General features: G+C 66.2%; 24 protein-coding genes and 1 tRNA gene. 12 read left to right on the plus strand and 13 right to left on the minus strand.

The features are described 5' to 3' along the window. Positions 1-4: 4 nt before the first annotated feature. Together AC6LJ9_RS00665 and AC6LJ9_RS00670 are read right to left on the minus strand one after the other, a co-directional pair. Entirely contained in the window at positions 5-1,024 is a 1,020-nt protein-coding gene (locus AC6LJ9_RS00665) for an asparaginase (protein ID WP_498146103.1), read from the minus strand. Further along, entirely contained in the window at positions 1,021-1,923 is a 903-nt protein-coding gene (locus AC6LJ9_RS00670; RefSeq protein WP_498146104.1) for a polysaccharide deacetylase family protein, read from the minus strand. The genes AC6LJ9_RS00665 and AC6LJ9_RS00670 overlap by 4 nt, the downstream gene beginning before the upstream one ends. 161 nt (positions 1,924-2,084) lie before the next feature. On the opposite strand from AC6LJ9_RS00670, the gene AC6LJ9_RS00675 reads away from it, so the two are divergent. Further along, on the plus strand, positions 2,085-2,861 hold the full coding sequence (locus AC6LJ9_RS00675) for an IclR family transcriptional regulator (protein WP_498146105.1): 777 nt from the start codon (positions 2,085-2,087) through the stop codon (positions 2,859-2,861). 63 nt (positions 2,862-2,924) lie between these two features. Here AC6LJ9_RS00675 and AC6LJ9_RS00680 read toward each other — a convergent pair whose 3' ends face one another. Genes AC6LJ9_RS00680 through glcF form a run of 4 tightly spaced genes read right to left on the minus strand, consistent with a single transcriptional unit; the run spans position 2,925 to position 7,694 of the window. Continuing rightward, entirely contained in the window at positions 2,925-3,755 is an 831-nt protein-coding gene (locus AC6LJ9_RS00680) for an alpha/beta hydrolase (protein ID WP_498146106.1), read from the minus strand. Positions 3,756-3,770: 15 nt separating this feature from the next. Continuing rightward, positions 3,771-4,565, minus strand: coding sequence for an SDR family NAD(P)-dependent oxidoreductase (locus AC6LJ9_RS00685; RefSeq protein WP_498146107.1), 795 nt, complete (start codon positions 4,563-4,565; stop codon positions 3,771-3,773). Then, the gene (locus AC6LJ9_RS00690) at positions 4,562-6,088 is read right to left on the minus strand and encodes an FAD-binding oxidoreductase (RefSeq protein ID WP_498146108.1); all 1,527 of its coding nucleotides are present in this window, start codon (positions 6,086-6,088) and stop codon (positions 4,562-4,564) included. The genes AC6LJ9_RS00685 and AC6LJ9_RS00690 overlap by 4 nt, the downstream gene beginning before the upstream one ends. 25 nt (positions 6,089-6,113) lie before the next feature. Then, positions 6,114-7,694, minus strand: coding sequence for a glycolate oxidase subunit GlcF (glcF, locus tag AC6LJ9_RS00695; protein WP_498146109.1), 1,581 nt, complete (start codon positions 7,692-7,694; stop codon positions 6,114-6,116). A gap of 87 nt (positions 7,695-7,781) precedes the next feature. Between glcF and AC6LJ9_RS00700 the strand changes: the two genes are divergently transcribed. Both AC6LJ9_RS00700 and AC6LJ9_RS00705 read left to right on the plus strand, forming a co-directional pair. After that, positions 7,782-8,765 (plus strand): Bug family tripartite tricarboxylate transporter substrate binding protein, encoded by a 984-nt coding sequence (locus AC6LJ9_RS00700; protein WP_498146110.1) that lies wholly within the window; start codon positions 7,782-7,784, stop codon positions 8,763-8,765. Positions 8,766-8,772: 7 nt separating this feature from the next. After that, a complete protein-coding gene (locus AC6LJ9_RS00705; RefSeq protein WP_498146111.1) occupies positions 8,773-9,669 on the plus strand; it encodes an alpha/beta hydrolase in 897 nt (298 codons plus the stop codon). A gap of 25 nt (positions 9,670-9,694) precedes the next feature. Here AC6LJ9_RS00705 and AC6LJ9_RS00710 read toward each other — a convergent pair whose 3' ends face one another. Together AC6LJ9_RS00710 and AC6LJ9_RS00715 are read right to left on the minus strand one after the other, a co-directional pair. Further along, entirely contained in the window at positions 9,695-10,645 is a 951-nt protein-coding gene (locus AC6LJ9_RS00710; RefSeq protein WP_498146112.1) for a helix-turn-helix domain-containing protein, read from the minus strand. A 157-nt stretch (positions 10,646-10,802) separates the two neighbouring features. Further along, a tRNA-Gly gene (locus tag AC6LJ9_RS00715) sits at positions 10,803-10,878 on the minus strand. 292 nt (positions 10,879-11,170) lie between these two features. Here AC6LJ9_RS00715 and murB point away from each other — a divergent pair. Continuing rightward, the gene (murB, locus tag AC6LJ9_RS00720; protein ID WP_498146113.1) at positions 11,171-12,220 is read left to right on the plus strand and encodes a UDP-N-acetylmuramate dehydrogenase; all 1,050 of its coding nucleotides are present in this window, start codon (positions 11,171-11,173) and stop codon (positions 12,218-12,220) included. A gap of 119 nt (positions 12,221-12,339) precedes the next feature. Here murB and dapB read toward each other — a convergent pair whose 3' ends face one another. Next, positions 12,340-13,131, minus strand: coding sequence for a 4-hydroxy-tetrahydrodipicolinate reductase (gene dapB, locus AC6LJ9_RS00725; RefSeq protein ID WP_212315896.1), 792 nt, complete (start codon positions 13,129-13,131; stop codon positions 12,340-12,342). 17 nt (positions 13,132-13,148) lie between these two features. Continuing rightward, positions 13,149-13,685 carry an outer membrane protein assembly factor BamE gene (locus tag AC6LJ9_RS00730; protein WP_103272853.1) on the minus strand — a complete coding sequence of 179 codons (537 nt, stop codon included), beginning with the start codon at positions 13,683-13,685 and terminating at the stop codon, positions 13,149-13,151. Between the two features lie 157 nt (positions 13,686-13,842). Here AC6LJ9_RS00730 and fur point away from each other — a divergent pair, with 157 nt between their 5' ends. Next, the gene (gene fur / locus AC6LJ9_RS00735; RefSeq protein ID WP_103272854.1) at positions 13,843-14,262 is read left to right on the plus strand and encodes a ferric iron uptake transcriptional regulator; all 420 of its coding nucleotides are present in this window, start codon (positions 13,843-13,845) and stop codon (positions 14,260-14,262) included. A gap of 178 nt (positions 14,263-14,440) precedes the next feature. Here the strand turns inward: fur and recN are convergent, their stop codons facing one another. Both recN and AC6LJ9_RS00745 read right to left on the minus strand, forming a co-directional pair. Further along, complete coding sequence (gene recN, locus AC6LJ9_RS00740; protein ID WP_498146114.1) at positions 14,441-16,102, minus strand: DNA repair protein RecN; 1,662 nt, start codon at positions 16,100-16,102, stop codon at positions 14,441-14,443. Between the two features lie 13 nt (positions 16,103-16,115). Next, positions 16,116-17,015, minus strand: coding sequence for an NAD kinase (locus AC6LJ9_RS00745; protein ID WP_212315892.1), 900 nt, complete (start codon positions 17,013-17,015; stop codon positions 16,116-16,118). A gap of 143 nt (positions 17,016-17,158) precedes the next feature. Between AC6LJ9_RS00745 and hrcA the strand changes: the two genes are divergently transcribed. The 7 genes from hrcA (at position 17,159) to dnaJ (ending at position 23,899) form a co-directional block, all read left to right on the plus strand. Beyond that, complete coding sequence (gene hrcA / locus AC6LJ9_RS00750) at positions 17,159-18,163, plus strand: heat-inducible transcriptional repressor HrcA (RefSeq protein WP_212315884.1); 1,005 nt, start codon at positions 17,159-17,161, stop codon at positions 18,161-18,163. A 46-nt stretch (positions 18,164-18,209) separates the two neighbouring features. Further along, positions 18,210-19,301, plus strand: a complete 1,092-nt coding sequence (gene hemH, locus AC6LJ9_RS00755) for a ferrochelatase (protein WP_498146115.1) — start codon at positions 18,210-18,212, stop codon at positions 19,299-19,301. A gap of 12 nt (positions 19,302-19,313) precedes the next feature. Next, the gene (locus AC6LJ9_RS00760) at positions 19,314-19,553 is read left to right on the plus strand and encodes a hypothetical protein (protein ID WP_103272859.1); all 240 of its coding nucleotides are present in this window, start codon (positions 19,314-19,316) and stop codon (positions 19,551-19,553) included. Between the two features lie 121 nt (positions 19,554-19,674). Then, a complete protein-coding gene (grpE, locus tag AC6LJ9_RS00765; protein WP_103272860.1) occupies positions 19,675-20,232 on the plus strand; it encodes a nucleotide exchange factor GrpE in 558 nt (185 codons plus the stop codon). 20 nt (positions 20,233-20,252) lie between these two features. Continuing rightward, a complete protein-coding gene (locus tag AC6LJ9_RS00770) occupies positions 20,253-20,657 on the plus strand; it encodes a thioredoxin family protein (RefSeq protein ID WP_498146116.1) in 405 nt (134 codons plus the stop codon). A gap of 82 nt (positions 20,658-20,739) precedes the next feature. Next, positions 20,740-22,665, plus strand: coding sequence for a molecular chaperone DnaK (gene dnaK / locus AC6LJ9_RS00775; RefSeq protein WP_498146117.1), 1,926 nt, complete (start codon positions 20,740-20,742; stop codon positions 22,663-22,665). Positions 22,666-22,774: 109 nt separating this feature from the next. Then, the gene (gene dnaJ / locus AC6LJ9_RS00780; protein ID WP_212315876.1) at positions 22,775-23,899 is read left to right on the plus strand and encodes a molecular chaperone DnaJ; all 1,125 of its coding nucleotides are present in this window, start codon (positions 22,775-22,777) and stop codon (positions 23,897-23,899) included. A 376-nt stretch (positions 23,900-24,275) separates the two neighbouring features. Here the strand turns inward: dnaJ and AC6LJ9_RS00785 are convergent, their stop codons facing one another. After that, complete coding sequence (locus AC6LJ9_RS00785; RefSeq protein ID WP_498146118.1) at positions 24,276-24,671, minus strand: DUF4148 domain-containing protein; 396 nt, start codon at positions 24,669-24,671, stop codon at positions 24,276-24,278. Between the last annotated feature and the right edge of the window lie 251 nt (positions 24,672-24,922).

Here is a 24,922-nt window from a genome sequence, read left to right on the forward strand (position 1 = left end):
GCGCTCAGGCGTCGGCCAGGCTGCGGCAGGCAAACTCGGCGCGCAGCGAGGCGCCCTGATAGCCGGCCGCCAGCAGCAGGCGCAACAGCAGCCGGGCCTTGAGTCCGCCCAGGCTGCCGCCGTGGATGGCGCCGCGCGCCAGCAGGTCGCTCTCGGACCCGGGGAAGCCGTAAGTGATGCGCAGCACCGGACCCGCCGCCACGCGCGTGCTCAGCACGACCGGCATCCGCGCCGCCAGTTCGCCGATGTCCGGCGCCAGCCATGCCGGCACGTGGCCGGCGCCCATGGCTTCGATGACCGCGCCCTGGTAGCCCAGTTGCGGCAGCGCGCGCAGCATGCGCCCGTCGTCGTCCAGCCCGATGCGCAGCAGGGCGACCGGGGTCTCGTCCAGTTGCGCGGCCTCGACGCGCACGGCCGGCAGCGGCGCCTGCCAGCCGAACAGGCGGAACTGGCCTTCCTGGATCGTGCCCAGCGGTCCCGCGCCGGGCGAGCGGAAGGCCGACGGCAGGGTGGTGTGGGTCTTCTGCACGTGCCGCGCGGCATGCGCCTCGTCGCCCAGGACCACCAGCGTGCCGAGTCCGGCCGCGTCCGGCGAGGCGGCCACGGTCACGGCCGCGAGCAGGTTGGCCGGACCGTCCGCGCCCGGCGCCTGGGCGCCGCGCATTGCGCCCGTCACGACCACGGGCAGCGCGCTCTGCGCCAGCAGCTCCAGGGCGAAAGCGGTTTCCTCGATGGTGTCCGTGCCCTGCACCACGACGGCGCCCTGGCAGCCGCGGTCGAAGCCGTCCGCGATCACGTCGGACAGGCTGGCGAGATCACGCAGCGTCAGCGTGGCGCCCGGCTTGTTCGAGTAGGCGACGGTTTCCAGGGCGGCGATCCGCTCCAGCGCCGGGACGGCGCGGACCAGCTCGTCGGCCTGCAGGGCGGGCTTGATGGCGTCGCCAGCATCCGAGGCCATCGCGATGGTGCCGCCGGTGCCAAGCAGCAGGATGCGGGGCGGGTTCAGGCCGGGCACGCCGTTCATGGCTGCTTTCCTTGCGATTGCGCGCGGTAGATGTCGAGGATCTCCTCGCCCGTGCACATCAGCACGTCGGGATGCGACAGGATGTGGTCGTAGAGTTCCGCCAGATAGCGGATCCGGTGCGGCGTGCCGGTGAGATAGGGGTGGATGGAAATGGCCATCACGCGGGGAATGTCGGCCCCCTCGCGGTACAGCTGGTCGAACTGGTCGCGGCCACGCCGCAGCAGTTCATCGGAGCCGTGCAATTGCACGGCCGATATCACCACATCGTTGAGTTCCACGGTATAGGGCACCGACAGGATATCGCCCGAGCGCGTCCTGATGGGCACGGGCTGGTCGTCCAGCACCCAGTCGGCCACGTACTCGATGCCCGCCTCGGCCAGCAGGTCGATGGTGTCGTCGGTTTCCGTCAGGCCGGGGCTTTCCCAGCCGCGTGGCGCGCGGCCGGTGAAGGCCTTGATGGCGGCGATGGTGTCGCGGATCGCCGTGGCCTGGTCGGCCACGCGATGCATGGGCTGCTGCACATGTCCGTGGCCCATGAATTCCCAGCCTGCGTCGAGCGCGGCCTGGCAGGCCGGGGCGTACAGCTGGCAAGCCGTGCCGTTCACTGCGAGCGTGGCCTTGAGCCGGCGCGCGTTCAGCACATCCAGGAAGCGCCAGAAGCCGACGCGCATGCCGTATTCATGCCAGCACCAGTTGGGGATGTCGGGCAGCAGCGGCTGGCCCATGGGCGGCGGCAGCACCGCGCGGGGCATCGCCAGCCCCGGCTGCCAGTTTTCCACGTTGACGATGGTCCATACGGCGACGCGGGCATTGCCCGGCAGCGTGAAGGGCGCGCGGCGGGTGATCGGTTCGTAGGGCACGCGGTCGCGTGCGGACCAGGGGGGAGGGGACGGCTGCATCGGCTTCGCTCCAGCAAGGAATCATTGCAGTGGGTCAACTATTCCAAATAATGGAAAAGATGTTGGAATGGTTTGACCCGGATACATCGCGAAGACATGCTAGGTTGCCAAATACATGCCCACCAAGTGAAATAAATTAAATTCCATCAATTGGACTGACGATGAGCCTAGCCACAGAAACCGTGAACGGCGCCCAGGGCATCACCCGGGCCATTCAGGTGTTGAAGTTGTTGGCGCGCGAGGCCGACGCCGGCATGAGGCTGGTCGATCTGGCCAGCGCCGCCGGCCTGGCGCGGCCGACCATGCATCGCCTGCTCAGGGCGCTGGTCGCGCAAGGCATGGCGGTGCAGGATACGGCGACGCGCCGCTATCGGCTCGGCGCGCTGGTTTTCGAACTGGGCCTGGCCGCCGCGCACCGGTTCAACCTGCGCGACCTGAGCATGTCCGCCCTGACACGCCTGGCCGTCGAGACTGGCGATACCAGCTTCCTGTTCGTGCGCAGCGGCAACGATGCGGTATGCATCAACCGCGTCCAGGGCGGCTATCCGATCCAGACGCCGGCCCTGCCGATGGGCAGCCGCCAGCCCCTGGGCGTGAGCGCCGGCGGCCTGGCGCTGCTGGCCAACCTGACGCCGGCGGAGCAGGATGGGATCATTGATGCCATCGCGCCGCGCCTGGGCGCCTACGGCGACCTGGACGCGCGCGACGTGCGGACGCATTGCGCGCAGGCCGCCAAGGTCGGCTACGCGCTGATCGCCAATCGCGCGGTTCCGGGCATCAGCGCGGTCGGCCTGCCGGTGCATAGCGACAGCGGCCTGCTGCTGGCGGCCGTGACCGTGGCGACCACGCACGGCCGCATGACCGACGCAAGGGTGCGCGAGGTGCTGCCGGTGTTGCGCCGCGCGGCGCGCGAAATTGGAGAGTTGCTGCGGCAGTAGCGGACCAGGGCTGGCCGTGGCGGTTGCGCAGTTGGCACGCCCATGTCCGGGTGGCCCGCGCCGCTAGCCGGGCCGCGAGATGAACGCGAGCGCCTGCTCCGCGAGCGGGCCATGGTCTGCGGTCAGCATCGCGAGCACGCTGAAGTGATCCTGCCCGTAAAGCGCCTGGTAAGTGGCGGGATTGCCATGCGCGGCCCAGCGTTCCGCCATTTCCCGGCTTTGCCGCAGGAAGGCCGGGGTTTCCGCGCCGCCGACCAGGAATGCCGCGGGGGATATTCCGCCTTGCACCCGGAATATGGGCGAGCACTGCCTGGCCTGGGAAAGATCAAGGCGCAGGCGATCGTTCAGCGTCGTCGACACCAGTGGCGTCAGATCGTATATGCCGCTGATGGCCACGACCCCGGCGAGCGTTGCCGTTGCCGGGTTGCGTGTCTTCCATGCCAGCGCCAGTTCAATGGCCAGATGCGCGCCCGCCGAGTGGCCCGCAAGAATGATGGGCAGGTTCCGTTGCGTGGCCTCCAAGGCGTGGACGACGGCCGATGGCACTGCCTGGATGCTCTCGGTGAGATCGCGCACGGAGATGTCAGGGCACAGGCGATACCCTGCCAGGGCGACATTGAAGCCGGCTTTGGCCCATGCTCCCGCCATGAAGCGAAACTGCGACTTGTCGCGCGACTGCCAGTATCCGCCATGCAAGAACAGCACGGTCCCCAGCGCCCGGGCCGGCGCCCTGCACAGGTCGAACGTTTCGCGGGGATCCCGGCCGTATGGCACGTTCAATTGCCAGTCCAGATCGGACAGGATCCTGGCGTTGGCGCGTTCGAACGCAGCGAACAGCCCGGGAAAGGTATCCCGCAGTTGTCCTGTCAAATACTGATGCTCGAGTTGCCGCATAGCCATCTTCAACCTTCAAGGGGTCAACCTGCCGCCGTTCAGATGCAGGACCTGCCCCGTGATGTAGCCGGCACCCGGTCCGGAAAGAAACAGGATGGGCCCGACGATGTCGGCGGGGCTGGCAACGCGGCCCAGCGGTATGGAGGATACATATTTGTCGCTCAGCTGGTCGAACCAGCCTCGGTCGCTCACGATGTCCTCGCGTCCGGTGCCTCCCCCCAGAAAGGCCGTTTCGACGGCGCCGGGCGCCACCACATTGGCGCGCACCTGAGGAGCCAGCTCCATGGCGAATGCCTTGGTCAGGCTGACCAGGGCGCCCTTGGACGCGGCGTAGGCGCCCATGCCCGGCATGACCTGGTAGCCCAGGCTCGATGCCACGGTCGTTATCGAGGGTGTTTCGCTGGCCCGCAGCAGCGGCAGCAGTTCGCGTACCAGGATATGCGCGGATGTCAGGTTCACCGACATCAGGTCATTCCATGCCGACAGCGCGACCTCGGCCAGGGGACGGCGCGGCAGTATCGGATAGCCGCAAAGGAACACGAACGCATCGACGTTGCGCCAGGCGCTCCGGATTTGTCCGACCGCCTCGATGATGGACTGCTCTTCAAGCGCGTCAAAGCCGATGTATCGGGCGCCGGCAAGGCGGCAGTCGGGGCGGATGGCCTTGGGCAGGTCCAGCACCGTGACGTGCACGCCATGGGCCAGCGCCTGGGCGACGAGTTCGCGTCCGATGCCGCCGCAGCCTCCGGCGACCACCATGCGCGAGCCTGTTTTCGGACCCAGCCAGTTGTCGTCATGCGCCATCATCATTTCTCCGTGGGAATCCCGTACTTGCCGGGGCTGATGACGCCGTTGGGATCAAGCGCCTTCTTGATGGCGGCGCAGGCGTCGCGCAGTTCCGGGATCATTTGCCGCATGTGCAGGTCGTGGTAGTCCGCCGGGGCGCGGCCAACGCCGACGCCGTGCCTGGCGAATGTTGCGGCCAACTCCCGATAGCAGGCATCGGCCCGCGCGTTTTCGTTCTTGTCGTCCTTGTTCCAGACTAGGACATGCAGGCCCCGCGCGAATCGCGCGGACGCGACGTGCATCACGATGTAGTCCATCCCGTGCTTGGCGAAAATGGCGCGCCCGAGACGATCGAGCGCCAGCGCCTGTTTGCCCACCATGGGCGTGCCGGGCAGGAACCATGAGTTGCCGCTGCCGGGCCGCCACTGCAGCATGCCCAATTCGTTGGCGCTGGGGCGGCCGTCCATGGAATCGATCGCCACGCGCAGCGGCGCCATGCCCTGCGCCTCCTCATGGCTGATGTAGCGGGCCTTGCCGCTGCGCTCGAAATGCGCCCGCACGCGCTGGATCTGCGGCTCCAGCGCGGCGTCGGACGGGCCATAGAACATGCCGGACACCTGCCAGGCGCCCAGCCCATGCTTGCGCTGCAGCGCGGCGCGGCCCGCGTCCGAGATGCCATCCTTCGATCCGGCCATGTATTCGGGGTTGCGTTCCTCTGGCGCCAGCGCGTACAGATCATTCGCCACGCGGAACAGGCTCGGCACGAAATTGGAGAGCTTCAGGGGACGGCAGAGATCGATGATCTGTTCTATGTCCTCGTCGTCCGGAAAGACGAAGTGAAAGGAGCGCGAGACGGGCGGCCGGGGCATGAGCCAGATGCCCACGCGCGTCACGATGCCGAAATTGGACTGCGCGAACAGCCCGTCCAGCGCCGGCCCCGATGAGAACCGCGAGACGTGCCAGTTGATCGGATCCTCGGTGTCGAGACCGCCGTCGCCGGTGCGGATGACGTCGCCGTTGCCCAGGACGATCTCCATCCCGCAGAGCATGCCGAAGTGGTCGAAGTAGGGGCCGTAGCCGGCCCCTCGGTCCAGCGCGTTGCCGATGATGCCGCCATGCGGCGGGCCGGAGGTCGCGGAGACCATCAGCTTGTTGCCGCGCCGCGCGAGTTCATCATGGAGCATCTGAAAGCTGACGCCCGGCTCGAGCTCGGCGTAGCACGTTTCCTCGTTGACCTGGAGGATGCGGTTCATGCGGTAGCCCAGATCCACCACCACCTGGCCGGCGCTGGTCGGCGCCCGGGAGCCCAGCCCGATGTTGTTGCCCGTGCTGATGGGGTAGAGCTCGACGCGCCACCGATTGGCCGCCAGGACGATGGCGCGCACGTGTTCCGTTGACGCCGGGAACAGCACGGCCGATGGTTCCCGGACCGGCGCCGGCAAGGTGTGTTCGCCGTAGCGGGCGAGCGTTTCCCGCCGCGTGTCCACCCATTGTTCGCCGATGCTGGCGGCGACTTCGTGCAGGAAGCCCTGCATTCCCTCGTTCATGATGTCTCCTGTGGATAGGCGTGGATCACCAGATCCCGACGTCGTCGCCGTCGGGCATGGTCTTCTTGTGCAGCCTGACGACGGCCGAGGCCTGCGTCCCGGGAGCGCTGTCCTCGGTCGCGGCCGGCGCGGGCAGTTCTTCGAGCGCGATGTCCTCCAGCGCTGACGGCCGCCTGCCGCCGTAGGCCCAATCGAGCAGCTCGACGGTGTGTACGATGGGCGCATCGCTGTACTGGCCGATTTGCGTGATGCATCCGATATTGCCCGCGGCGATGATCTGTGGCGCCAGGCTCGCGATGTTCATCGCTTTCCGTTGTCCCAGCCGCCGGGCAAGGTCGGGCTGCAGCAGGTTGTAGGTGCCCGCGGAACCGCAGCAGAAGTGCGCTTCCGGTATGTCCTGCACGATGTAGCCTGCCTTGCGCAGCAGTGCGCGCGGCGGGTCCGTGACCTTCTGCGCGTTACGCAGGGAACACGCATCATGGTAGGCAACCCGGTGCCGCCGGGGAGAGGGCGGGTCGGGTGGATTCATGCGCATCAGCCATTCGGTGATGTCGAGCGCCAGCGCGGATACACACGCGGCCGCGACGGCGAGGTCACTGTCCTGCAACAGATGGACGTAGTCCTTGACGGTTGTTCCGCAGCCCGATGCATTGACCAGGATGGCGTCCACGCCCTCGCCGTCGATTTCCGCGATCCAGGCCCGCACGTTGGCCTTGGCGAATTCGCGGGCCTGCTTGCGGTTGCCCATGTGCAGATTCAACGAGCCGCAGCAGGCCGCCGAGGCTGGCACGACCACTTCGCAACCCAGGCGCGTCAACAGACGTATCGTCGCGTCGTTGATGTGCGGCGAGAGCACGGGCTGCACGCAACCCGCCAGCAAGGCGACGCGCCACTTCCGTTCGCCGCAGGCGGGGTAGCGGTATTGGCGGGGGCCTGCCCGGCGTCGTTCGGGAATAAGGCGCAATGCGCTGCGCAGGGAGGATGGTAGCGCCGCCGAAAAGGGCCTGGCCAGGCGGCCCAGGGCCAGCGCCATCCGGAACAACGCGGGGCGCGGCAATACACGGCCGAGCAAGCCCCGGGCGATGCGTTGCGCGGGAGGACGCCGGTAGTTCTCCTCTATGTGCGCGCGCGCCGTGTCGACCAGGTGCATGTAGTCGACTTTGACCGCGCAAGTGGTCATGCACGACATGCAGGAAAGACATCGGTCTATGTGCGCAACGGTCTGCGGCGTTGGCGCTCGCTGGCTTTCCAGCATTTCCTTGATCAGATCGATGCGTCCGCGCGGGCCATCGTTCTCGTCGTGCAGCAGCACATAAGTGGGGCATCCCGCCGTGCAAAAGCCGAAGTGCTGGCACGTATTCAGGATCCTGTCCGCCTCCGCGATCGCGGGATCGGCGAGCTGCTCATCTGTCAGGCTGGTCTTCATGTCCGCGACGGTATGGTCTTCGATGGAATGATTCTGAAGGCCGGCCTTGAAACAAGTCTTGGCGCGAAGCGCAGATAGCTTGTGCCAGCGCGATGTCTGCGCGCCGGGCTTGCCTTTCCGGGCCGTGCCGGGGCGACCGCGCCGCCCCATCGGCAGCGCCGGGCGCTTGAGACCATTCAAGATGCGCGGCAGACCAAGCGCGGTTTCCTGGCTGCGGTAAGGTTTCCCGGCACAGCGCACTGCGCGCCATATTCCAAGGGGGACGCCATGTCCAGGTCCATCATCGGTCGAGTCATCTTCTGCATCGCCGCGATGCTGTCCACCACCGCCCTGGCGGCCGACAGCGCGTATCCGTCCCAGCCCATTCATATCGTCGTGCCCTACGCGGCGGGCAGCACCGGAGACATGGTCGTGAGGCTGATCGCGCCAGGAATGGAGCAGGCGCTGAAGGGAAAGATCATCATTGAGAATCGTCCGGGCGCGGGCGGGAACATCGGCACGAATTTCGTCGCCAACGCCGCGCCTGACGGCCATACGCTGCTGATGGCCGCGGTCAACAACTACGCGATCAACCAGTTCGTGTATCGATCCTTGATCGAAAGGCCGATCAAGCCGCTGGCGCCGGTGTCCAAGGTCATAGAAACGCCGTACGTCATGTATGCAAGCGGCGCCGTGCAGGTCAAGGATGTGCAGGCCTTCATCGCGCTGGCCAGGGAACGGCCGGGCACGTTCTTCTATGCTTCTTCGGGAGTGGGCACGGCGCCCCACCTGGCGGGGCTGTTGTTCGCGCGCCTGGCCGGCGTGCAACTGGAACACGTGCCGTACAAGGGCAACGCGGAGTCGGTGCGCGCCTTGCTTGCCAACGAGGTGCAGGTCTATTTCGCCAGCGTATCGGCCGGGCTGGAGCAGGTGGCCGGCGGGATCAAGGGCATTCATGTATTGACCACCGCCTGGCCCTCGCGGCTGCCGGGCTATCCCGATGCGCCGTCGGCGGCGGAGTCGGGCGTGCCTGGCCTGAACGTATCGAATTGGTGGGGCCTGGGTGCGCCATCCGGAACGCCGCTCGCCGTTCGCGAGAAATTGGCGGCGGCGGTGGCCCAGGCGCTTGACGATCCCCAGGTCCAGGCACAGTTCGAGAAGTTGGGAATCTCCGCGGCGGCCAATGCGCCGGCGGCGTTCGCGGCCGACATCGCGTCGGACACCCGCCGCTGGGGGGAGCTCATCAAGTCTTCGGGTATCGAGCCGCAGTAGGCGCTCGATGAACTTCAAGGGGTGCGGGATGCGGCAACATGTCTATCGGAATCTTGACCAGGCCGAGCTCGATCGCGAGTACAACGCCGCGGCTCATGTGGGCGAAACCAGGCCGTACTTCGACGACTACAACGCCAGAAGCGCGGCGGCCAGGGCCAGCCTGCTGTTCTCGCCGGATATCCCTTATGGCGGCGAGGAAGGCGAGACGCTGGACATCTTCTTTCAGTCCAGGTCTTGCGGCGCGCCCATCCATGTCTTTTTCCATGGCGGGGGCTATCGCTCGCAGGACAAGTACAACTTCAGCTTCGTGGCCAGGCCGCTGGTCGAGCGGGGCGCGGTCGTTGTCATCCCGAACTACGGCCTGTGTCCCGCGGTAGGTCTGGACGACATCGTGGCGCAGACCCGCCGCAGCATTGCCTGGGTCTATCGGCACGCCCGCGTCATGGGAGGCGATCCCAATGCCATCACGATCTCCGGCCACTCCGCCGGCGCGCATATCGTCGCGCGCGCGCTGGAAGCCTGCTGGGATGATCATGGCGCGCCGGATGACGTCATCAAGGCGGCCATGTCGCTAAGCGGAATCTATGACCAGGAGGCAAGGCGGCTTTCTTTCCTCAATCAATATCTGCGGCTGGATCAGGCCCAGTCCTTGAGGAATTCGAGCATGTTCCGCACGCCAAGACGGCGGGTGCCCTATGTGATCGCCGTGGCGGAACATGAAACGGGCGAGTACATCCGCCAATCCAGGGACTACGCCCAGGCGCTCCAGGGCAGAAGCTATGACGCGACCTATCTGGAGGTCCGGGGGAAGAATCACTACGACATCCTGGATGCATTCCTTGATTTTTCCCATCCCCTGGGCCATGCGCTCCATGAGCAGGTGTTCAAAGGCAGTCGCGCCTGAAAGGCGCTGCAGGGCAGGGGAAACGCTAGGCGTCGCGCCGATCGGCGGATTCGGCCGAACGGAGGTCGGACGGCGTCATGCCGAATCGTTTCCTGAAGGCGTGATTGAAATGGGAGATGTCATTGAAGCCGCATGAGTAGGCGATGCTGGATATCCGGTCGTGGCAGGCGAGGAGTTGTGTTCGAGCCAGTTCCAGCCTTTCCTGCTGCAGCAGGTTCGAGAAACTGCTGTCCTGCTCATGCAGCACTTTCTGGATCAAGCGACTGGACATCCTGAGGTGGGCGGCGGCGTCGTCCAGTGAGAGATCGGGGTTGCTTGCGTGACGGGAAACAAACCGCGCAATCGCCGCGCGCTGAAGCTCGCGAGGCGTCATGTAGACATCCTGGCGATGCGCGATCACCCGCAGCAGATTGCAGATGTTCTCCACGAGCAGATCGCCATCGCCGAGTTTCAGCGCATGGTTTCCCGTGGACAATTCGACCAGATAGGACTGCAGGATGGTGGCGAACGGTTCAGCGGGCGCAAGGGGCATGCTGTGGACGTGCTGCAAGACGGGCAGTGACTTTTCGACCGCGGCCGCCGGCAGGTTGGCGACGATTCTGCGCACGCTTCCAGGAAAGCAGACTTTCATCGGGCGGCGGCTGTCTATGATGGTGACATCCCCCGGACGAACCAGGATCCGGCGTTGTTCGTCGTGGGTGATTTCCGCCGTGCCTTCCATCTGCCAACTGACGAGATAGCCGGAGGCGCCGGCATTGCCCAGCGTCTCACGCTTGCCACAGACATCGTGCGCCTTGGTCCAGAACGATGCGCAGCGGATGCCATCGTGTTGCCTGGCGCTGATCCTGGCGGAAAAGTCCTTGGCCGATATCCTTTCGACGGAGACGTTGTGAATCGTTCTGGAGATGAAGTCTCGCCAGGATTCAGCGCGTTCGGATGGCGGCATGACATCAGTCGACAGGCTGATTACGGTCATGGCATGTTCCCCCAGGAAATTCCAGCCTTTGTTTTTTGTATTCTAGGCTTGGCTCCGAACGGCGACCAGTGTCGTGGAGAGGGGGGGCAGAAATGAAAAAAGGGCCTTTCGGCCCTTTCTCAATATCCACAGGCATGAAAACCTGCGGATCAGAATTTGGAGCGGGAAACGAGTCTCGAACTCGCGACCTCAACCTTGGCAAGGTTGCGCTCTACCAACTGAGCTACTCCCGCATTGGTTCCCTCTGGGCGGCTGGCTTGCGCCAGCTGCTTGCGGAAACCGCATTTTTTATTGCGCGCCGAAGAATGTGATCCTGTCGGCTGTCGCGCTGATCAACTTGGTTATCGATCAGAAGGCGCGCATCTTACATGATTTTTTTGAGCTTGTCTTGCCAGCGGGTTTTTATTCCACCGGGTTTGCCAAGTTTGCCTTTCGTTGACCATTGGCTTGCAACGAGCGGAAAACCGGAAAACTCAATCAAGTAATATGAGCGAAGACAGAAACTATAGCAACCCCGCAGCACCCATGTCAAATTCCCCTGCCATGCCTGACGCGAAAACCACGCTGTTCCCGGTCGCCCAGGATCTTTCCGGCCTCAACACCCTGGGCCTGGCGTCCCGCGCCGGGGCCTGCGTGACGCTGGATCAGCCGTCGCAATTGCCAGCCTTGTCGGCCTTGGCGCGGGAGCGCGCGCCGCTGCTGGTGCTGGGCGGCGGCAGCAACGTGGTGCTGCCCGAGACCGTGCCGGGACTGGTGGCGCGGGTGCGCTTCCAGGGCGTCCGACTGCTGGAAGCGCGTCCCGACGCCTGGCTGGTCGAGGCGGCGGGCGGCGAGAACTGGCACGGTTTCGTGTCGACCTGTGTCGAGCAGGGCTGGGACGGACTGGAAAACCTGGCGCTGATCCCGGGTACGGTGGGGGCGTCGCCGGTGCAGAACATCGGCGCCTATGGCGTCGAGCTGGACCAGCGCTTTCACAGCCTGACGGCCTGGGATGTGCAACAGGCGCGCATGGTGGAGATGTCCGCGGCGGACTGCTGTTTTTCCTACCGGGACAGCCGTTTCAAGCACGACGCGCCGGGCCGCTGGGTCATCGTCAGCGTGCGCTTCGTCTTGCCCAGGCCGTGGCGGCCGGTGCTGGCGTATCCGGACCTGCAGCGCCACGAACATCTGTCGCGGACGGCGTCGCCGACGGCCAGGGATATCTTCGACGCGGTCTGCGAGATCCGCCGCGCCAAGCTGCCCGATCCGGCCGTGACCGGGAACGCCGGCAGCTTCTTCAAGAACCCCATCGTGTCCGCGACGCGGCGCGATGAACTGCTGGCGCGTTTCCCCGGCCTGGTTTCCTATGCGCAGCCCGACGGCAGCTACAAGCTGGCCGCCGGCTGGTTGATCGACCAGTGTGGCTGGAAGGGGCGCAGTCTGGGCGCCGCCGGCGTGCATGACCGTCAGGCGCTGGTGCTGGTGAACCGGGGCGGGGCCACCGCGGCCGACATCATGGCGCTGGCCGGTGCCATCCAGGAATCGGTGGCCGCGCGCTACGGCGTGGCGCTGGAACCCGAGCCGGTACGAGTCTGAGCCGCGCATTCGGCGCGGTGGTCCTGCAAAAAGGAAAAGGCTCCCGAAGGAGCCTTTTTCATGCGCCGGCTTGTCCGGTCGGGCACTGCCGCGCCGCCAGCGGCGGCCTGGACGGCCGCTTAGAGACCCAGCACCGATTGCATGTCGTACAGGCCGTTGTGCTTGTCTTCGAGGAAGCGCGCGGCGCGCAGCGCGCCCTGCGCGTAGGTGACGCGGCTGGACGAACGATGCGTGATCTCGATGCGTTCGCCGATGCCGCAGAACGACACGGTGTGGTCGCCCACGATGTCGCCGCCGCGCAGCACCGAGAAGCCGATGGTGCCGGGCTTGCGCACACCGGTGTCGCCGTGGCGGCTCCAGGTGGCGACGTCCGGCAGCGCCACGTCCCAGGCCGAGGCGATGGTCTCGCCCATCTTCAGGGCGGTGCCCGAGGGCGCGTCGACCTTGTTGCGGTGGTGGGCTTCGAACACTTCGACGTCATAGCCCGAATTCAGGATGCGGGCGGCCATGTCCAGCAGCTTGAGCGTGGCGTTCACGCCCACGCTCATGTTGGGCGCGAAGACGATGGCGGTCTTCTGGGCGGCGACCTCGATGGCGGCGCGGCCGGCCTCGTCGAAGCCGGTGGTGCCGATGACGGCCTTCACGCCATGGCGCACGCAGGCCTGCAGATGCTCCAGCGTGCCCTCGGGGCGGGTGAAGTCGATCAGGCAGTCGGCGCCGGATAGCGCGTCCAGGTTGTCGGTGATGGCGACGCCGGTCTGCTTGCCCAGCGGGGCGCCGGCGTCCTGACCCAGCGAGGCCGAGTCCTTGCGGTCCAGCGCCACTGCCAGTTCCAGGCCGTCGGCGGCGAGCACGGCTTCGATCAGCATCTGGCCCATGCGGCCGCTGGCGCCTGCGATTGCAATACGCATGTGGGAATTCCTTGGTGTCAGCGCAGCGGCTCGGGCGCGTTGCCCGGCTGGCCGGGGTATTGGGTGGCGGGGTCGACGGGGGCCGCGCTGTCGCGCTTCTTGGCGTCCTGCTCTTCCTTCAGGCGGGCTTCGTCTTCGTTCAGACGCTTCTCGGCCTTTTCGTCACCCTGGGCGCTGGGCGTGTTGATCTGGTAGGGCTGCAGCTCGGGCTGCTTGTCGCCTTCCCAGCGCACCAGGCGGTCGTTCTCGAACCAGACCGTGAACTTGCGCTCCTGGGCGTCGCCGTAGCCGGGCTTGAAGTAGTACGGGTAGTCCCAGCGGTCGGCGTGCAGCACGCTGGTCAGCGTGGGGCTGCCCAGCGCGAAGCGCACCTGCTCGCGGGACATGCCGGGCTGCAGCAAGGCCACCTGTTCCTGGGTGATCCAGTTACCCTGCTGGACGCCCGCCTTGTACGGGAAACCCCATTTGCCGGACGAGCAGCCCGCGAGGGCGAAGGCCAGGGCGGCGACGGCCAAGCCGGTCTTCAGCGAACGGGAGGGAATTCGTGCAATCATGGACACTACGCGCCCCTATTATTTGGAAGCAGACAAAACCGTTATCATAAAGGTTTCATAAGGATAGTTCCGCGGGGCGGCATGAATTCCGGGCGGCCCGCTTGCGGTTTTCCCCTGATCCTTGCCCATGCCAACGCGGACGGAGAGCGATTACACCATGACCGACCAAAGCGAACTGAAAAACATGGGGCTGAAGGCGACGTTCCCGCGCCTGAAGATTCTTGATATTTTTCGCAAATCCGACCAACGGCACCTCAGCGCCGAAGACGTGTACCGCGCCCTGATCGGCGAGAACGTCGAGATCGGCCTGGCCACCGTCTACCGCGTGCTGACCCAGTTCGAGCAAGCCGGCATCCTGGCCCGCAGCCAGTTCGACAGCGGCAAGGCCGTGTTCGAGCTGAACGACGGCGACCATCACGACCATCTGATCTGCACCAACTGCGGCAAGGTCGTGGAATTCTCGGATCCCGACATCGAAAAGCGCCAGCAGAAGGTCGCCAAGGACAACGGCTTCGCGCTGGAAAGCCACGCCATGGTGCTGTACGGCATCTGCGGCAGCTGCCTGAAAGGCCGCTGAACCCCCCCCTGTGTCCGGGCTTGGGCTTCGCGCCCGGACGCAGCAAGCCTGATTCCCCCCGATTCGCGCCGCGCTCGTCGCGGATCGGTGAAATCAAAAGCCCCTTCCAATGGAAGGGGCTTTTTTTATCGTCAGCACGAGGCGCCGAGCGCCAGGCGCGCTTGACGGCAGGTCCGGGTCAGCGCGTGGCCTGGACGGCGCCTTCCAGCATTTCGCGCGCGTGTTCGCGGGTGGTGGCGGTGAGCTTGATGCCGCCCAGCATGCGGGCGATTTCCTCGACGCGGGCGGCGTCGTCCAGCGCCTCGATGCTGGACCGGGTGGTGCCGCGCGATTCCGCCTTGCTGACCAGGAACTGGCTGTTGGCGCAGGCGGCGACCTGGGGCAGGTGGGTCACGCACAGCACTTGATGCCGCTCGCCCAATTCGCGCAGCAGCTTGCCGACCACTTCCGCCACCGCGCCGCCGACGCCGCTGTCGACTTCGTCGAAGATCAGCGTGGGCACGCGCGCCGCGCGGCTGGCGATGACCGACAGGGCCAGCGAGATGCGCGACAGCTCGCCGCCCGAGGCCACCTTGGCCAGGGGGCGCGGCGAGGTGCCGGCATGGCCGGCCACCAGGAATTCCACCTGTTCGTTGCCGTGCGCGGACGGCGCCGCGGCGGACAGCGTCGGCTCGAAACGGCCGCCCTGCATGGCCAGCGTCTGCATGGCCTGGGTGACCAGCTTGCCGAGGTCCTTGGCGACCTTGCGCCGCGCCGTGCCGAGCTTGGCGGCAGCGGCGTCGTAGCGCGACTGGGCGGCCTGGGTCTGCTCGCGCAGGCTGTCGATGTCGGCGGCGGCCTGCAGGGCCGACAACTGCGTGTGCAGGTCTTCGCGCAGGCCGCAGAGCCCGTCGGGCTCGACGCGGAACTTGCGCGCCGTCTCGAACACCGCGCTCAGGCGGGCCTCGACGTCGGCCAGCCGCTGCGGATCCAGGTCGACACGGCTGACGTAGTTGTTCAGGTCGGACACGGCTTCGCTGACGGCGATGCGGGCCGATTCGATCTCGTCGACCACGCCCTGCAGGCCGGGATCGTGGCGCAGCATGTGCTGCAGCCGCTGGCCGGCCGCATTGAGCCGGTGATGGGCCGAATCGCCGTCGCCGTCCAGCGCTTCCAGGATCTGGCCGGCGCCGTCCAGCAGCGACTGCGCGTGCGACAGCCGCGTATGTTCGGACTGCAGCGCGTCCCATTCGTCCTGGCCCAGGTCCAGGCGGTCGAGTTCTTCCACCTGCCATTGCAGGCGTTCGCGTTCGGCGGCCAGGCCGGCGGCGTCCTTCTCGGCGGCTTCGAGCTGGCGGGCCAGCGCGCGCCAGAGCTTCCAGGCCTGGCCCACGGATTGGCGCAGTTCGCCATGGCCGCCGTGCGCGTCCAGCAGGTCGCGCTGCGCGTCCGGGCGCATCAGGCTCTGGTGGGCGTGCTGGCCGTGGATGTCGACCAGGCTGTCGCCCAGCTCGCGCAGTTGCGCGACGGTGGCGGGCGTGCCGTTGATGTAGGCGCGGCTGCGTCCCTGGGCGTCGATCACGCGGCGCAGGGCCAGTTCTTCGTCGGCGTCGAATTCGCGTTCGGCCAGCCAGGGGCGCAGCGCCGCGGGCGTGTCGAAGACGGCGGAGATGTCGGCGCGCGCCGCGCCCTCGCGCAGCACGCTGGCGTCGCCGCGCTCGCCCAGGGCCAGGGCCAGGGCGTCGACGAGGATGGACTTGCCCGCTCCGGTCTCGCCGGAAAACACGGTGAAACCCGGGCCAAAATGGATCTCGGTCTGTTCGACGATGACGAAGTCGCGGATATGCAGGGTGCGCAGCATGGGGGGGCGCTAACTACTCTACGTTGTCGGTGGCCTGCGGCATCAGGTTCCAGTGCAGCTTGCGGCGCAGGGTGGAGAAGAAACTGTAGCCTTCGGGATGCACGAAGCGGACATTGTGGCGCGAGCGCTGCACCACGATGCGGTCGCCGGGCTGCAGGTCGGACCAGGTCTGCATGTCGAAGTGCACGCTGGCGCCCACGCCCACGCGCCCCATGGCGGTCAGGGTCATGTTGAGCACGCCGCTGTCGGGAATGACGATGGGACGGTTGGACAGCGTCTGCGGCGCCACCGGGACCAGCACCATGGCGTTCATGCCCGGATGCAGAATGGGGCCGTTGGCCGACAGCGCGTAGGCGGTCGAGCCGGTGGGCGTGGCGATGATCAGGCCGTCGGCGCGCTGCGTGTACATGAAGGCGCCGTCGAGTTCGACGCGGACTTCGATCATGCCGCCGCGGCCGGCGCGGTTGAGCACCACGTCGTTCAGCGCGGTGGCGGAATACAGCTGCTGTTCGCCGCGCCAGGCGCTGCCCTCGAGCAGCATGCGTTCCTCGATCTGGAAGCTGCCTTCCAGCACGCGCGCCAGCGCGGCCTGCGAGTCCTGCAGCGGGATATCGGTGATGAAGCCCAGGCGTCCGTGGTTGATGCCGACCAGCGGCACGCCGAAAGGCGCCAGGTGGCGCGCCGCGCCCAGCACGGTGCCGTCGCCGCCCATGACCACCGCCAGCGAGGCGTTCTGGCCGATCTCTTCGAGCGAGGCGGCGGGGAATTCTGTGAGCCCGGTGTTGCGCGCCGTGTCGGCGTCGACCAGCACCTGCCGACCGGCCTGCCTGAGGGCGAGCGCGAGCGCCCGCAACGGTGCGTCCAGGCCGGTGTCCTGGTATCTGCCGATCAGGGCGACGGTGGGAAAGTGCATGGCTGCGAGCGGATCAGAAAAGGCGACGCTGGAAAACGCGACACTTGCCCGGAATGGGCCAGTTTGCCGATTATATGGGGCCGCATATACGCTTGCGGGACAAAAATCGCCTCAATTGGAAAAGATTCCCTAAAATACCCGCCATGGACGACCGTGCACGCGCGTTACTGAAGGCGTTGATCGAACGCTATATCGCCGATGGACAGCCCGTGGGTTCGCGGACGCTATCCAAAGTCTTCGATCTTTCCCCGGCCACGATCCGCAACGTCATGGCGGACCTCGAAGAGCTGGGCCTGATCCACAGCCCCCACACCTCGGCTGGGCGCGTGCCGACGCCGCGCGGCTATCGCATGTTCGTCGATTCCCTGCTGGCGGTGCAGTCGTACCAGCTCGAGCCCCGCAACATGGGCGAGATGCTGTCGGCGGCCGAGCCCACCCGGGCCGTCAACGCCGCCGCCGCGCTGCTGTCCAACCTGACCCAGTTCGCCGGCGTGGTGCTCACGCCCAAGCGCGCCCAAGTGTTCCGCCAGATCGAATTCATCCGCCTGTCCGACAAGCGCGTGCTGCTCATCATCGTCACGCCGGACGGCGACGTGCAGAACCGCATCCTGTTCGTGCAGCGCGACTACGCCGAGTCCGAGCTGCTGGAGGCCGGCAATTTCTTCAACGTCCATTTCGCCGGCAAGTCCTTCGACGCCGTGCGCCGCACGCTGTCCACCGAACTCGCCCAGCTGCGCGAGGACATCTCGCGCCTTATGCAGGCCGCGGTCGAGGCCAGCGCCGAGGCGGCCGAGGACGGCGACGCCGTGGTGATCTCCGGCGAACGCAAGCTGCTGGACGTGACCGACATCGCCTCCGACATGGACCGGCTGCGCAAGATGTTCGCGCTGTTCGAGAAAAAGACCGACCTGCTGCAGCTGCTGGACGTGTCCAGCCGCGCGCAGGGCGTGCAGATCTACATCGGTGGCGATTCCCAGCTGGTGCCGATGGAAGAGGTGTCCGTCATCACCGCGCCCTACGGGGTCGACGGCAAGGTGGTCGGCACCCTGGGCGTGATCGGCCCGACCCGCATGGCCTACGAGCGCGTCATTCCCATCGTGGACATCACGGCGCGCCTCCTGTCCAACGCGCTCAGCCACAACCAGTAGTTCCCAGTCAAAGCTGCATCCTCCTCGCGGAGGAAGGGGAGTTTTTGTGTTTCTTCGCCTGTTCAAGTACCTGTGGCCTGAACGCTACCTGCCCGAGCCGGAGCAGGACGATCCCTTCAACGAGGATCCGCCGCCGCGCGCGCCAGGCAAGGTCGGCGTGCTGCTGGTGAACCTGGGCACCCCGGACACGCCCACGGCCCGGGACATCCGCAAGTACCTGGGCGAATTCCTGTCCGACCCGCGCGTGATCGAAATCCCACGCTATCTGTGGAAGCCGATACTGCACGGCCTGGTGCTGACCATGCGTCCGAAGAAGCTGGCGCCGCGTTACGCCGGCATCTGGCTGCAGGAGGGCTCGCCGCTGATGGTCTACAGCCGCCGCCAGGCCGAGGGCGTGGCCGCGGCGTTGCGCGAGGCGGGCGTGGAAGCGACGGTGGAGCTGGGCATGCGCTACGGCAATCCGTCGATCCCGGACGCGATCAGCCGGCTGCGCGCGCAGGGCTGCGAGCGCATCCTGACCGTGCCGCTCTATCCGCAGTACGCCGCCAGCACCACCGCCACGGTGGTGGACGCCGTGACCCGCCACGCCGGCCGCCTGCGTGACCAGCCCGAGCTGCGCTTCATCAAGCGCTTCCATGAAGATGCGTTCTATCTGGACGCGCTGGCCGGCAGCATCGAAGCCTTTTGGCGCGAGCATGGCCGTCCGCAGAAGCTGGTGATGAGCTTCCACGGCCTGCCGCGCTACTCGATCGAGCTGGGCGATCCCTACTACCGCGACTGCATGGAAACGGCGCGGCTCGTGTCGCAGCGCCTGTCGCTGCCGCGCGAGCAGATCGAAGTCACCTTCCAGAGCCGCTTCGGCGCGGCCCGCTGGCTGGAGCCCTATACCGAGCCCACGCTCAAGATGCTGGCCGCCGCCGGCGTGACGGACGTGGACGTGGTGTGCCCCGGTTTTGTGGCAGACTGTCTGGAAACCCTGGAGGAAATCAGCCAGGAGTGCCGCCATGCCTTCCTCGGCGCCGGCGGCAAGCAGTTCCGCTACATTCCCGCCCTGAACGACGATCCTGCCTGGATCGCCGGCCTGGCAGGCTTGACGGCCAGGCATCTGCAAGGGTGGGGCGCGTCCTCACCGACTTGAAGGAGCAGGCTCATGCATCATGATCCCAAGACTGGCAAGACCGTGAAAAAGGGGACGGTAGCTACCCCGGTGGACGAGGATCAGGTCGAGCATGAGCTGGACGAGGCGCTGGCCGAGACCTTTCCCGCCAGCGACCCCATCGCCGTCCATCCCGAGCCGGAAACGGACGAGGCCCGGGTCGACCGGGCGCTGAAGGACAGCTTTCCCGCCAGCGACCCGGCCGCGCCTGCCCAGCCGCACAGGAAAAAGTAAGGCGACCCCAATTTTCCGCAAAGGTTCCGCCGCCGGGGAATATTTCGCTATCCCGGGCTTGAAATAGGGGTATTGGCCCCCATTCATGTCTGCGAAAGCCATTCTTTTTGGAGGATTCCCCATGACGGCACCCCACGAGCCCGCAGACCAGACGCCCGAGCACGGCGCCGCCGCCGACGCGGCCCCCGCCGCCCAGGACGACCTGCTGGCCGAGCTGAACGAGCTGCGCGCCCAGCTGGACGCCGCCCAGGCCACCGTCAATGAACAGCATGACCAGCTGCTGCGCGTGCGCGCGGAAGCCGAGAACGTGCGCCGCCGCGCCCAGGAAGACGTGTCCAAGGCCCGCAAGTTCGGCATCGAGTCGTTCGCCGAGAGCCTGGTCCCGGTCAAGGACAGCCTGGAAGCCGCGCTGGCCCAGCCCGAGCAGACCGTGGACACCCTGCGCGAAGGCGTGGAGGTGACCCTGAAGCAGCTGGCCGCCGCCTTCGAGCGCAACCTGCTCAAGGAAATCGCGCCGGCCCAGGGCGACAAGTTCGATCCGCACCTGCACCAGGCGATTTCGTCGGTGCCGGCCGATCAGCCCGCCAACACCGTGCTGCAGCTGCTGCAGAAGGGCTACGCCATCGCCGACCGCACGTTGCGGCCCGCGCTGGTGGTGGTGTCCGCCGGCCAGGGCTGAAACCGGACGGCCCCCCAGCCATGAGCGCGACCCATTTCGACCCGGCCAGCTTCTTCGAGGCCTTCGGCATGCGCCACGTCGATTCCGCCGGATTCGACGCGGCCGTGGTCCAGGCGCCGGGCGACGATCTGCGCTGCGTGTTCCTGTGGGGGCAGGACTGCTACAACTGCAATATCTTCAAGCAGACCGCCCTGTTGCACCGGGACGCGCTGCTGGAATTGGATCTGAGCTGGTTCGAGGCCGACGTCTACGCGGACGAGCCGCTGGGCCGGCGTTTTTCGCTGCATGGCGTGCCCACCTTCGTGCTGTACCGGGCGGGCAAGCGGCTGGGACGCATCACCGGCTGGCCGGGCGTGCCCCAGTTCACGGCGGCGATCCGCCGGCTGCGTGAGCCGCCTCCGGAAAATTCCGCCGGGACGTCTTGAAAAACCCTGCCGGCGGCCCCAGTTATGCGGGGACAGTAAATTTTCTCTATTTTCATAGATATACATTCAAGGTAAACCCACCATGAGCAAAATCATCGGCATCGACCTGGGCACGACCAACAGCTGCGTGGCTGTCATGGACGGTGGGCAGGTCAAGATCATCGAAAACGCCGAAGGCGCCCGCACCACGCCTTCCATCGTCGCCTACATGGACGACGGCGAAACCCTGGTCGGCGCCCCGGCCAAGCGCCAGGCGGTGACCAACCCCAAGAACACGCTGTACGCGGTCAAGCGCCTGATCGGCCGCAAGTTCGACGAAAAGGCGGTGCAGAAGGACATCAACCTGATGCCCTATGCGATCGTCAAGGCCGACAACGGCGACGCCTGGGTGGAAGTGCGCGGCAACAAGATGGCGCCTCCCCAAGTGTCGGCCGACGTGCTGCGCAAGATGAAGAAGACCGCCGAGGACTACCTGGGCGAGGAAGTGACCGAGGCCGTCATCACCGTGCCCGCGTACTTCAACGACAGCCAGCGTCAGGCCACCAAGGACGCCGGCCGCATCGCCGGCCTGGAAGTCAAGCGCATCATCAACGAGCCGACCGCGGCCGCGCTGGCCTTCGGCCTGGACAAGAACGAGAAGGGCGACCGCAAGATCGCCGTCTATGACCTGGGCGGCGGCACGTTCGACGTGTCCATCATCGAAATCGCCGACGTGGATGGCGAGAAGCAGTTCGAAGTGCTGTCGACCAACGGCGACACCTTCCTGGGCGGCGAAGACTTCGACCAGCGCATCATCGACTACATCATCTCCGAGTTCAAGAAGGAACAGGGCGTTGATCTGTCCAAGGACGTGCTGGCCCTGCAGCGCCTGAAGGAAGCCGCCGAAAAGGCCAAGATCGAACTGTCGTCGGCGCAGCAGACCGAGATCAACCTGCCGTACATCACGGCCGACGCCTCGGGTCCGAAGCACCTGAACCTGAAGATCACGCGCGCCAAGCTGGAAGCGCTGGTCGAGGAACTGATCGAGCGCACCATCGAGCCCTGCCGCGTGGCCATCAAGGACGCCGGCGTCAAGGTCTCGGACATCGACGACGTGATCCTGGTCGGCGGCATGACCCGCATGCCCAAGGTGCAGGAGAAGGTCAAGGAATTCTTCGGCAAGGATCCGCGCAAGGACGTGAACCCCGACGAGGCCGTCGCCGCCGGCGCCGCCATCCAGGGTTCCGTGCTGTCGGGCGAGCGCAAGGACGTGCTGCTGCTGGACGTCACCCCCCTGTCCCTGGGCATTGAAACCCTGGGCGGCGTGATGACCAAGATGATCCAGAAGAACACGACGATCCCGACCCGCTTCTCGCAAACCTTCTCGACCGCCGACGACAACCAGCCCGCCGTGACCATCAAGGTGTTCCAGGGCGAGCGCGAAATCGCCGCCGGCAACAAGGCGCTGGGCGAGTTCAACCTCGAAGGCATTCCGCCGTCGCCCCGTGGCGTGCCGCAGATCGAAGTCACGTTCGACATCGACGCCAACGGCATCCTGCACGTGTCCGCCAAGGACAAGGGCACCGGCAAGGAAAACAAGATCACCATCAAGGCGAACTCGGGCCTGTCGGAAGACGAGATCCAGCGCATGGTCAAGGATGCCGAGGCCAATGCCGAGGAAGATCACCGCGTGGCCGAGCTGGCGCAATCGCGCAACCAGGCCGACGCGCTGGTGCACGCCACCCGCAAGTCGCTGACCGAGTACGGCGACAAGCTCGAGGCCGCCGAGAAGGAAAGCATCGAGGCCGCGATCAAGGACCTGGAAGCCGTGCTGAAGGACGGTGACAAGGCCGCGATCGACGCCAAGGTGGAAGCGCTGTCGACCGCCTCGCAGAAGCTCGGCGAAAAGATGTACGCCGACATGCAGGCGCAGCAGGCCGCGGGCCAGCAACAGGCCGCGGACAACGCGAAGCCGGTGGACGACAATGTCGTCGACGCCGACTTCAAGGAAGTCAAGCGCGACCACTGATGGCCAGGCTCTGACCTGCCCAGCGCCGCCCGGTAGCCGGATTTTCCGCCTACCGGGCGGACTCATTCTGTAGCACTGAAAAGAAGGCTCGCTTCCGGGCCCACCGATCATGGCAAAACGCGACTATTACGAAGTCCTGGGCGTGGCGAAGAACGCCTCGGACGACGAACTGAAGAAGGCCTATCGTAAGCTGGCCATGAAGTACCATCCGGACCGCAATCCGGACAGCAAGGAAGCCGAAGAGAAATTCAAGGAAGCCAAAGAGGCCTATGAAGTCCTGGGCGACGAGCAGAAGCGCGCCGCCTACGACCGCTACGGCCACGCCGGCGTCGACCCCAATGCCGCGGGCATGGGCGGCGGCATGGGCGGTGGCTTCGCCGATGCGTTCGGCGATATCTTCGGCGAAATCTTCGGCGGCGGCGGTGGCCGTCGCGGCGGCGGTCCGCAGGTCTATCGCGGCGCCGACCTGAAGTACGCGCTGGAAATCTCCCTGGAGCAGGCCGCGGCCGGTTTCGACACCGAGATCCGCGTGCCCAGCTGGGAAAACTGCGACACCTGCAAGGGTTCGGGCGCCAAGCCCGGCACCTCGCCCAAGACCTGCCGCACCTGCGGCGGCTCGGGCGCGGTCCGCATGCAGCAGGGTTTCTTCAGCGTGCAGCAGACCTGCCCGACCTGCCACGGCAACGGCAAGGAAATCACCGATCCGTGCCAGGCTTGCGATGGCGTGGGCCGCATCCGCCGCAACAAGACCCTGCAGGTCAAGATTCCGGCCGGCATCGACGACGGCATGCGCATCCGCTCCAGCGGCAATGGCGAGCCGGGCATCAACGGCGGTCCTCCGGGCGATCTGTATGTGGAAATCCACATCAAGAAGCACCAGATCTTCCAGCGCGACGGCGACGACCTGCATTGCGAGCTGACCATCCCGTTCACCACGGCGGCGCTGGGCGGCGAGCTGCAAGTGCCGACGCTGGGCGGCAAGGCCGAGATCTCGATCCCCGAAGGCACGCAGTCGGGCAAGACCTTCCGCCTGCGCGGCAAGGGCATCCGCGGCGTGCGCGGCAGCTATCCGGGCGACCTGTACTGCCACGTGGTGGTCGAGACGCCGGTGCGCCTGAGCGACGAGCAGAAGAACATCCTGCGCCAGTTCGAGGCCTCGCTGAACGACGGCGGCGACCGCCATTCGCCGCAAAGCAAGTCCTGGACCGACCGGGTGAAGGAATTCTTCAGCTGAATCGCCGGATAGGGCGCCATTTGGCGTCCCGGCTTGCCTATCCCCGCACGGGCGTCATGCCTTGCGGGGATTTTTCATCGCAGGGCCCCACCAAGATGAAACGCCCCCTTGGGGGGCAGCTAGCGCCCGCAGGGCGCGCGGCGTGGGGGGCTTTTTCATCTCGGGTCGGCGCGGCGCTGACAGACGCGTCGTCGGAGGCAGCCGGCGCGCGCAATGCGCGCGGCCTTGGCGGCCCATTTCGATGGGCAAAAAAAACCGCGGCATCTCTGCCGCGGCGGTACTGCATCCGCTTGTCGTGGCTGAAAAAACCGGCCCCGGACCATGATGCCGTCTGAGGCCGGCCGGGCTACAGCAAGCAGCTCACCGGATGGCCGGTTCAGCGCACGATCGGCGGGTATTCCAGCTCGCCGAAGGTGTACTGGCCGCTGGCCTTGGCCTGCGCCAGTTCGGCCAGCACGTCGGCGCGCGACTTCGCGGCCTTGGCCGTGGGGGCGACGACGACGGGCGGGTATTGCAATTCGCCAAAGGTGTATTGGCCGTTGATCTTGGCTTGTTGCAGCTCATCGCTCACTTGCTGCGAGCTCAGGCTGGCGGCCTGGGGCAGGGCGGGCGGATAGTCCAGCTCGCCGAACGTGTACTGGCCGCTGGCCTTGGCTTGTTGCAGTTCGGTGGCGACTTGGGCGCTGCTCTTGGCTTGCGACAGATCGGCGGCTTGGGCGCCGACGCCGACCAGGGCTAGCGAAATCAGCAGGGTGGTAGTCAGGGTTTTCATGGTAGACCTCCGTGTCTTGGATTTAGGGTGCGAATCCGGCGGGTCTCCGTCGTGGTTCGTCATGTGTTCCCGATGACTGAATTCTCCGCGTTATCCCACCTGGGATAAACCCGTATTCGTTGAAAACATCTTTCCAAATAACCGAGTAATAAATTTCTTTCTTATGAATTGCCCCACAGGTGGAAGGGAGAATGCCCTCGGGCGGCTTGGCCGGCCGTGGGAGATCCGGCTGGGGGGCGGGGGTACCTGCG

Source organism: Achromobacter sp. 1011811831 (assembly GCF_059760905.1).

Bases quoted from the DNA above. Each gene is read 5' to 3' on its own strand.
- dapB (WP_212315896.1), bottom strand. From the start codon at position 13,131: ATGCGTATTGCAATCGCAGGCGCCAGCGGCCGCATGGGCCAGATGCTG.
- fur (WP_103272854.1), top strand. From the start codon at position 13,843: ATGACCGACCAAAGCGAACTGAAAAACATGGGGCTGAAGGCGACGTTC.
- dnaK (WP_498146117.1), top strand. From the start codon at position 20,740: ATGAGCAAAATCATCGGCATCGACCTGGGCACGACCAACAGCTGCGTG.
- AC6LJ9_RS00675 (WP_498146105.1), top strand. From the start codon at position 2,085: ATGAGCCTAGCCACAGAAACCGTGAACGGCGCCCAGGGCATCACCCGG.
- AC6LJ9_RS00785 (WP_498146118.1), bottom strand. From the start codon at position 24,671: ATGAAAACCCTGACTACCACCCTGCTGATTTCGCTAGCCCTGGTCGGC.
- AC6LJ9_RS00670 (WP_498146104.1), bottom strand. From the start codon at position 1,923: ATGCAGCCGTCCCCTCCCCCCTGGTCCGCACGCGACCGCGTGCCCTAC.
- AC6LJ9_RS00700 (WP_498146110.1), top strand. From the start codon at position 7,782: ATGTCCAGGTCCATCATCGGTCGAGTCATCTTCTGCATCGCCGCGATG.
- grpE (WP_103272860.1), top strand. From the start codon at position 19,675: ATGACGGCACCCCACGAGCCCGCAGACCAGACGCCCGAGCACGGCGCC.
- AC6LJ9_RS00665 (WP_498146103.1), bottom strand. From the start codon at position 1,024: ATGAACGGCGTGCCCGGCCTGAACCCGCCCCGCATCCTGCTGCTTGGC.
- AC6LJ9_RS00760 (WP_103272859.1), top strand. From the start codon at position 19,314: ATGCATCATGATCCCAAGACTGGCAAGACCGTGAAAAAGGGGACGGTA.
- hrcA (WP_212315884.1), top strand. From the start codon at position 17,159: ATGGACGACCGTGCACGCGCGTTACTGAAGGCGTTGATCGAACGCTAT.
- AC6LJ9_RS00680 (WP_498146106.1), bottom strand. From the start codon at position 3,755: ATGCGGCAACTCGAGCATCAGTATTTGACAGGACAACTGCGGGATACC.
- AC6LJ9_RS00745 (WP_212315892.1), bottom strand. From the start codon at position 17,015: ATGCACTTTCCCACCGTCGCCCTGATCGGCAGATACCAGGACACCGGC.
- dnaJ (WP_212315876.1), top strand. From the start codon at position 22,775: ATGGCAAAACGCGACTATTACGAAGTCCTGGGCGTGGCGAAGAACGCC.
- AC6LJ9_RS00705 (WP_498146111.1), top strand. From the start codon at position 8,773: ATGAACTTCAAGGGGTGCGGGATGCGGCAACATGTCTATCGGAATCTT.
- recN (WP_498146114.1), bottom strand. From the start codon at position 16,102: ATGCTGCGCACCCTGCATATCCGCGACTTCGTCATCGTCGAACAGACC.
- AC6LJ9_RS00730 (WP_103272853.1), bottom strand. From the start codon at position 13,685: ATGATTGCACGAATTCCCTCCCGTTCGCTGAAGACCGGCTTGGCCGTC.
- AC6LJ9_RS00770 (WP_498146116.1), top strand. From the start codon at position 20,253: ATGAGCGCGACCCATTTCGACCCGGCCAGCTTCTTCGAGGCCTTCGGC.
- AC6LJ9_RS00690 (WP_498146108.1), bottom strand. From the start codon at position 6,088: ATGAACGAGGGAATGCAGGGCTTCCTGCACGAAGTCGCCGCCAGCATC.
- AC6LJ9_RS00685 (WP_498146107.1), bottom strand. From the start codon at position 4,565: ATGATGATGGCGCATGACGACAACTGGCTGGGTCCGAAAACAGGCTCG.
- murB (WP_498146113.1), top strand. From the start codon at position 11,171: ATGTCAAATTCCCCTGCCATGCCTGACGCGAAAACCACGCTGTTCCCG.
- AC6LJ9_RS00710 (WP_498146112.1), bottom strand. From the start codon at position 10,645: ATGACCGTAATCAGCCTGTCGACTGATGTCATGCCGCCATCCGAACGC.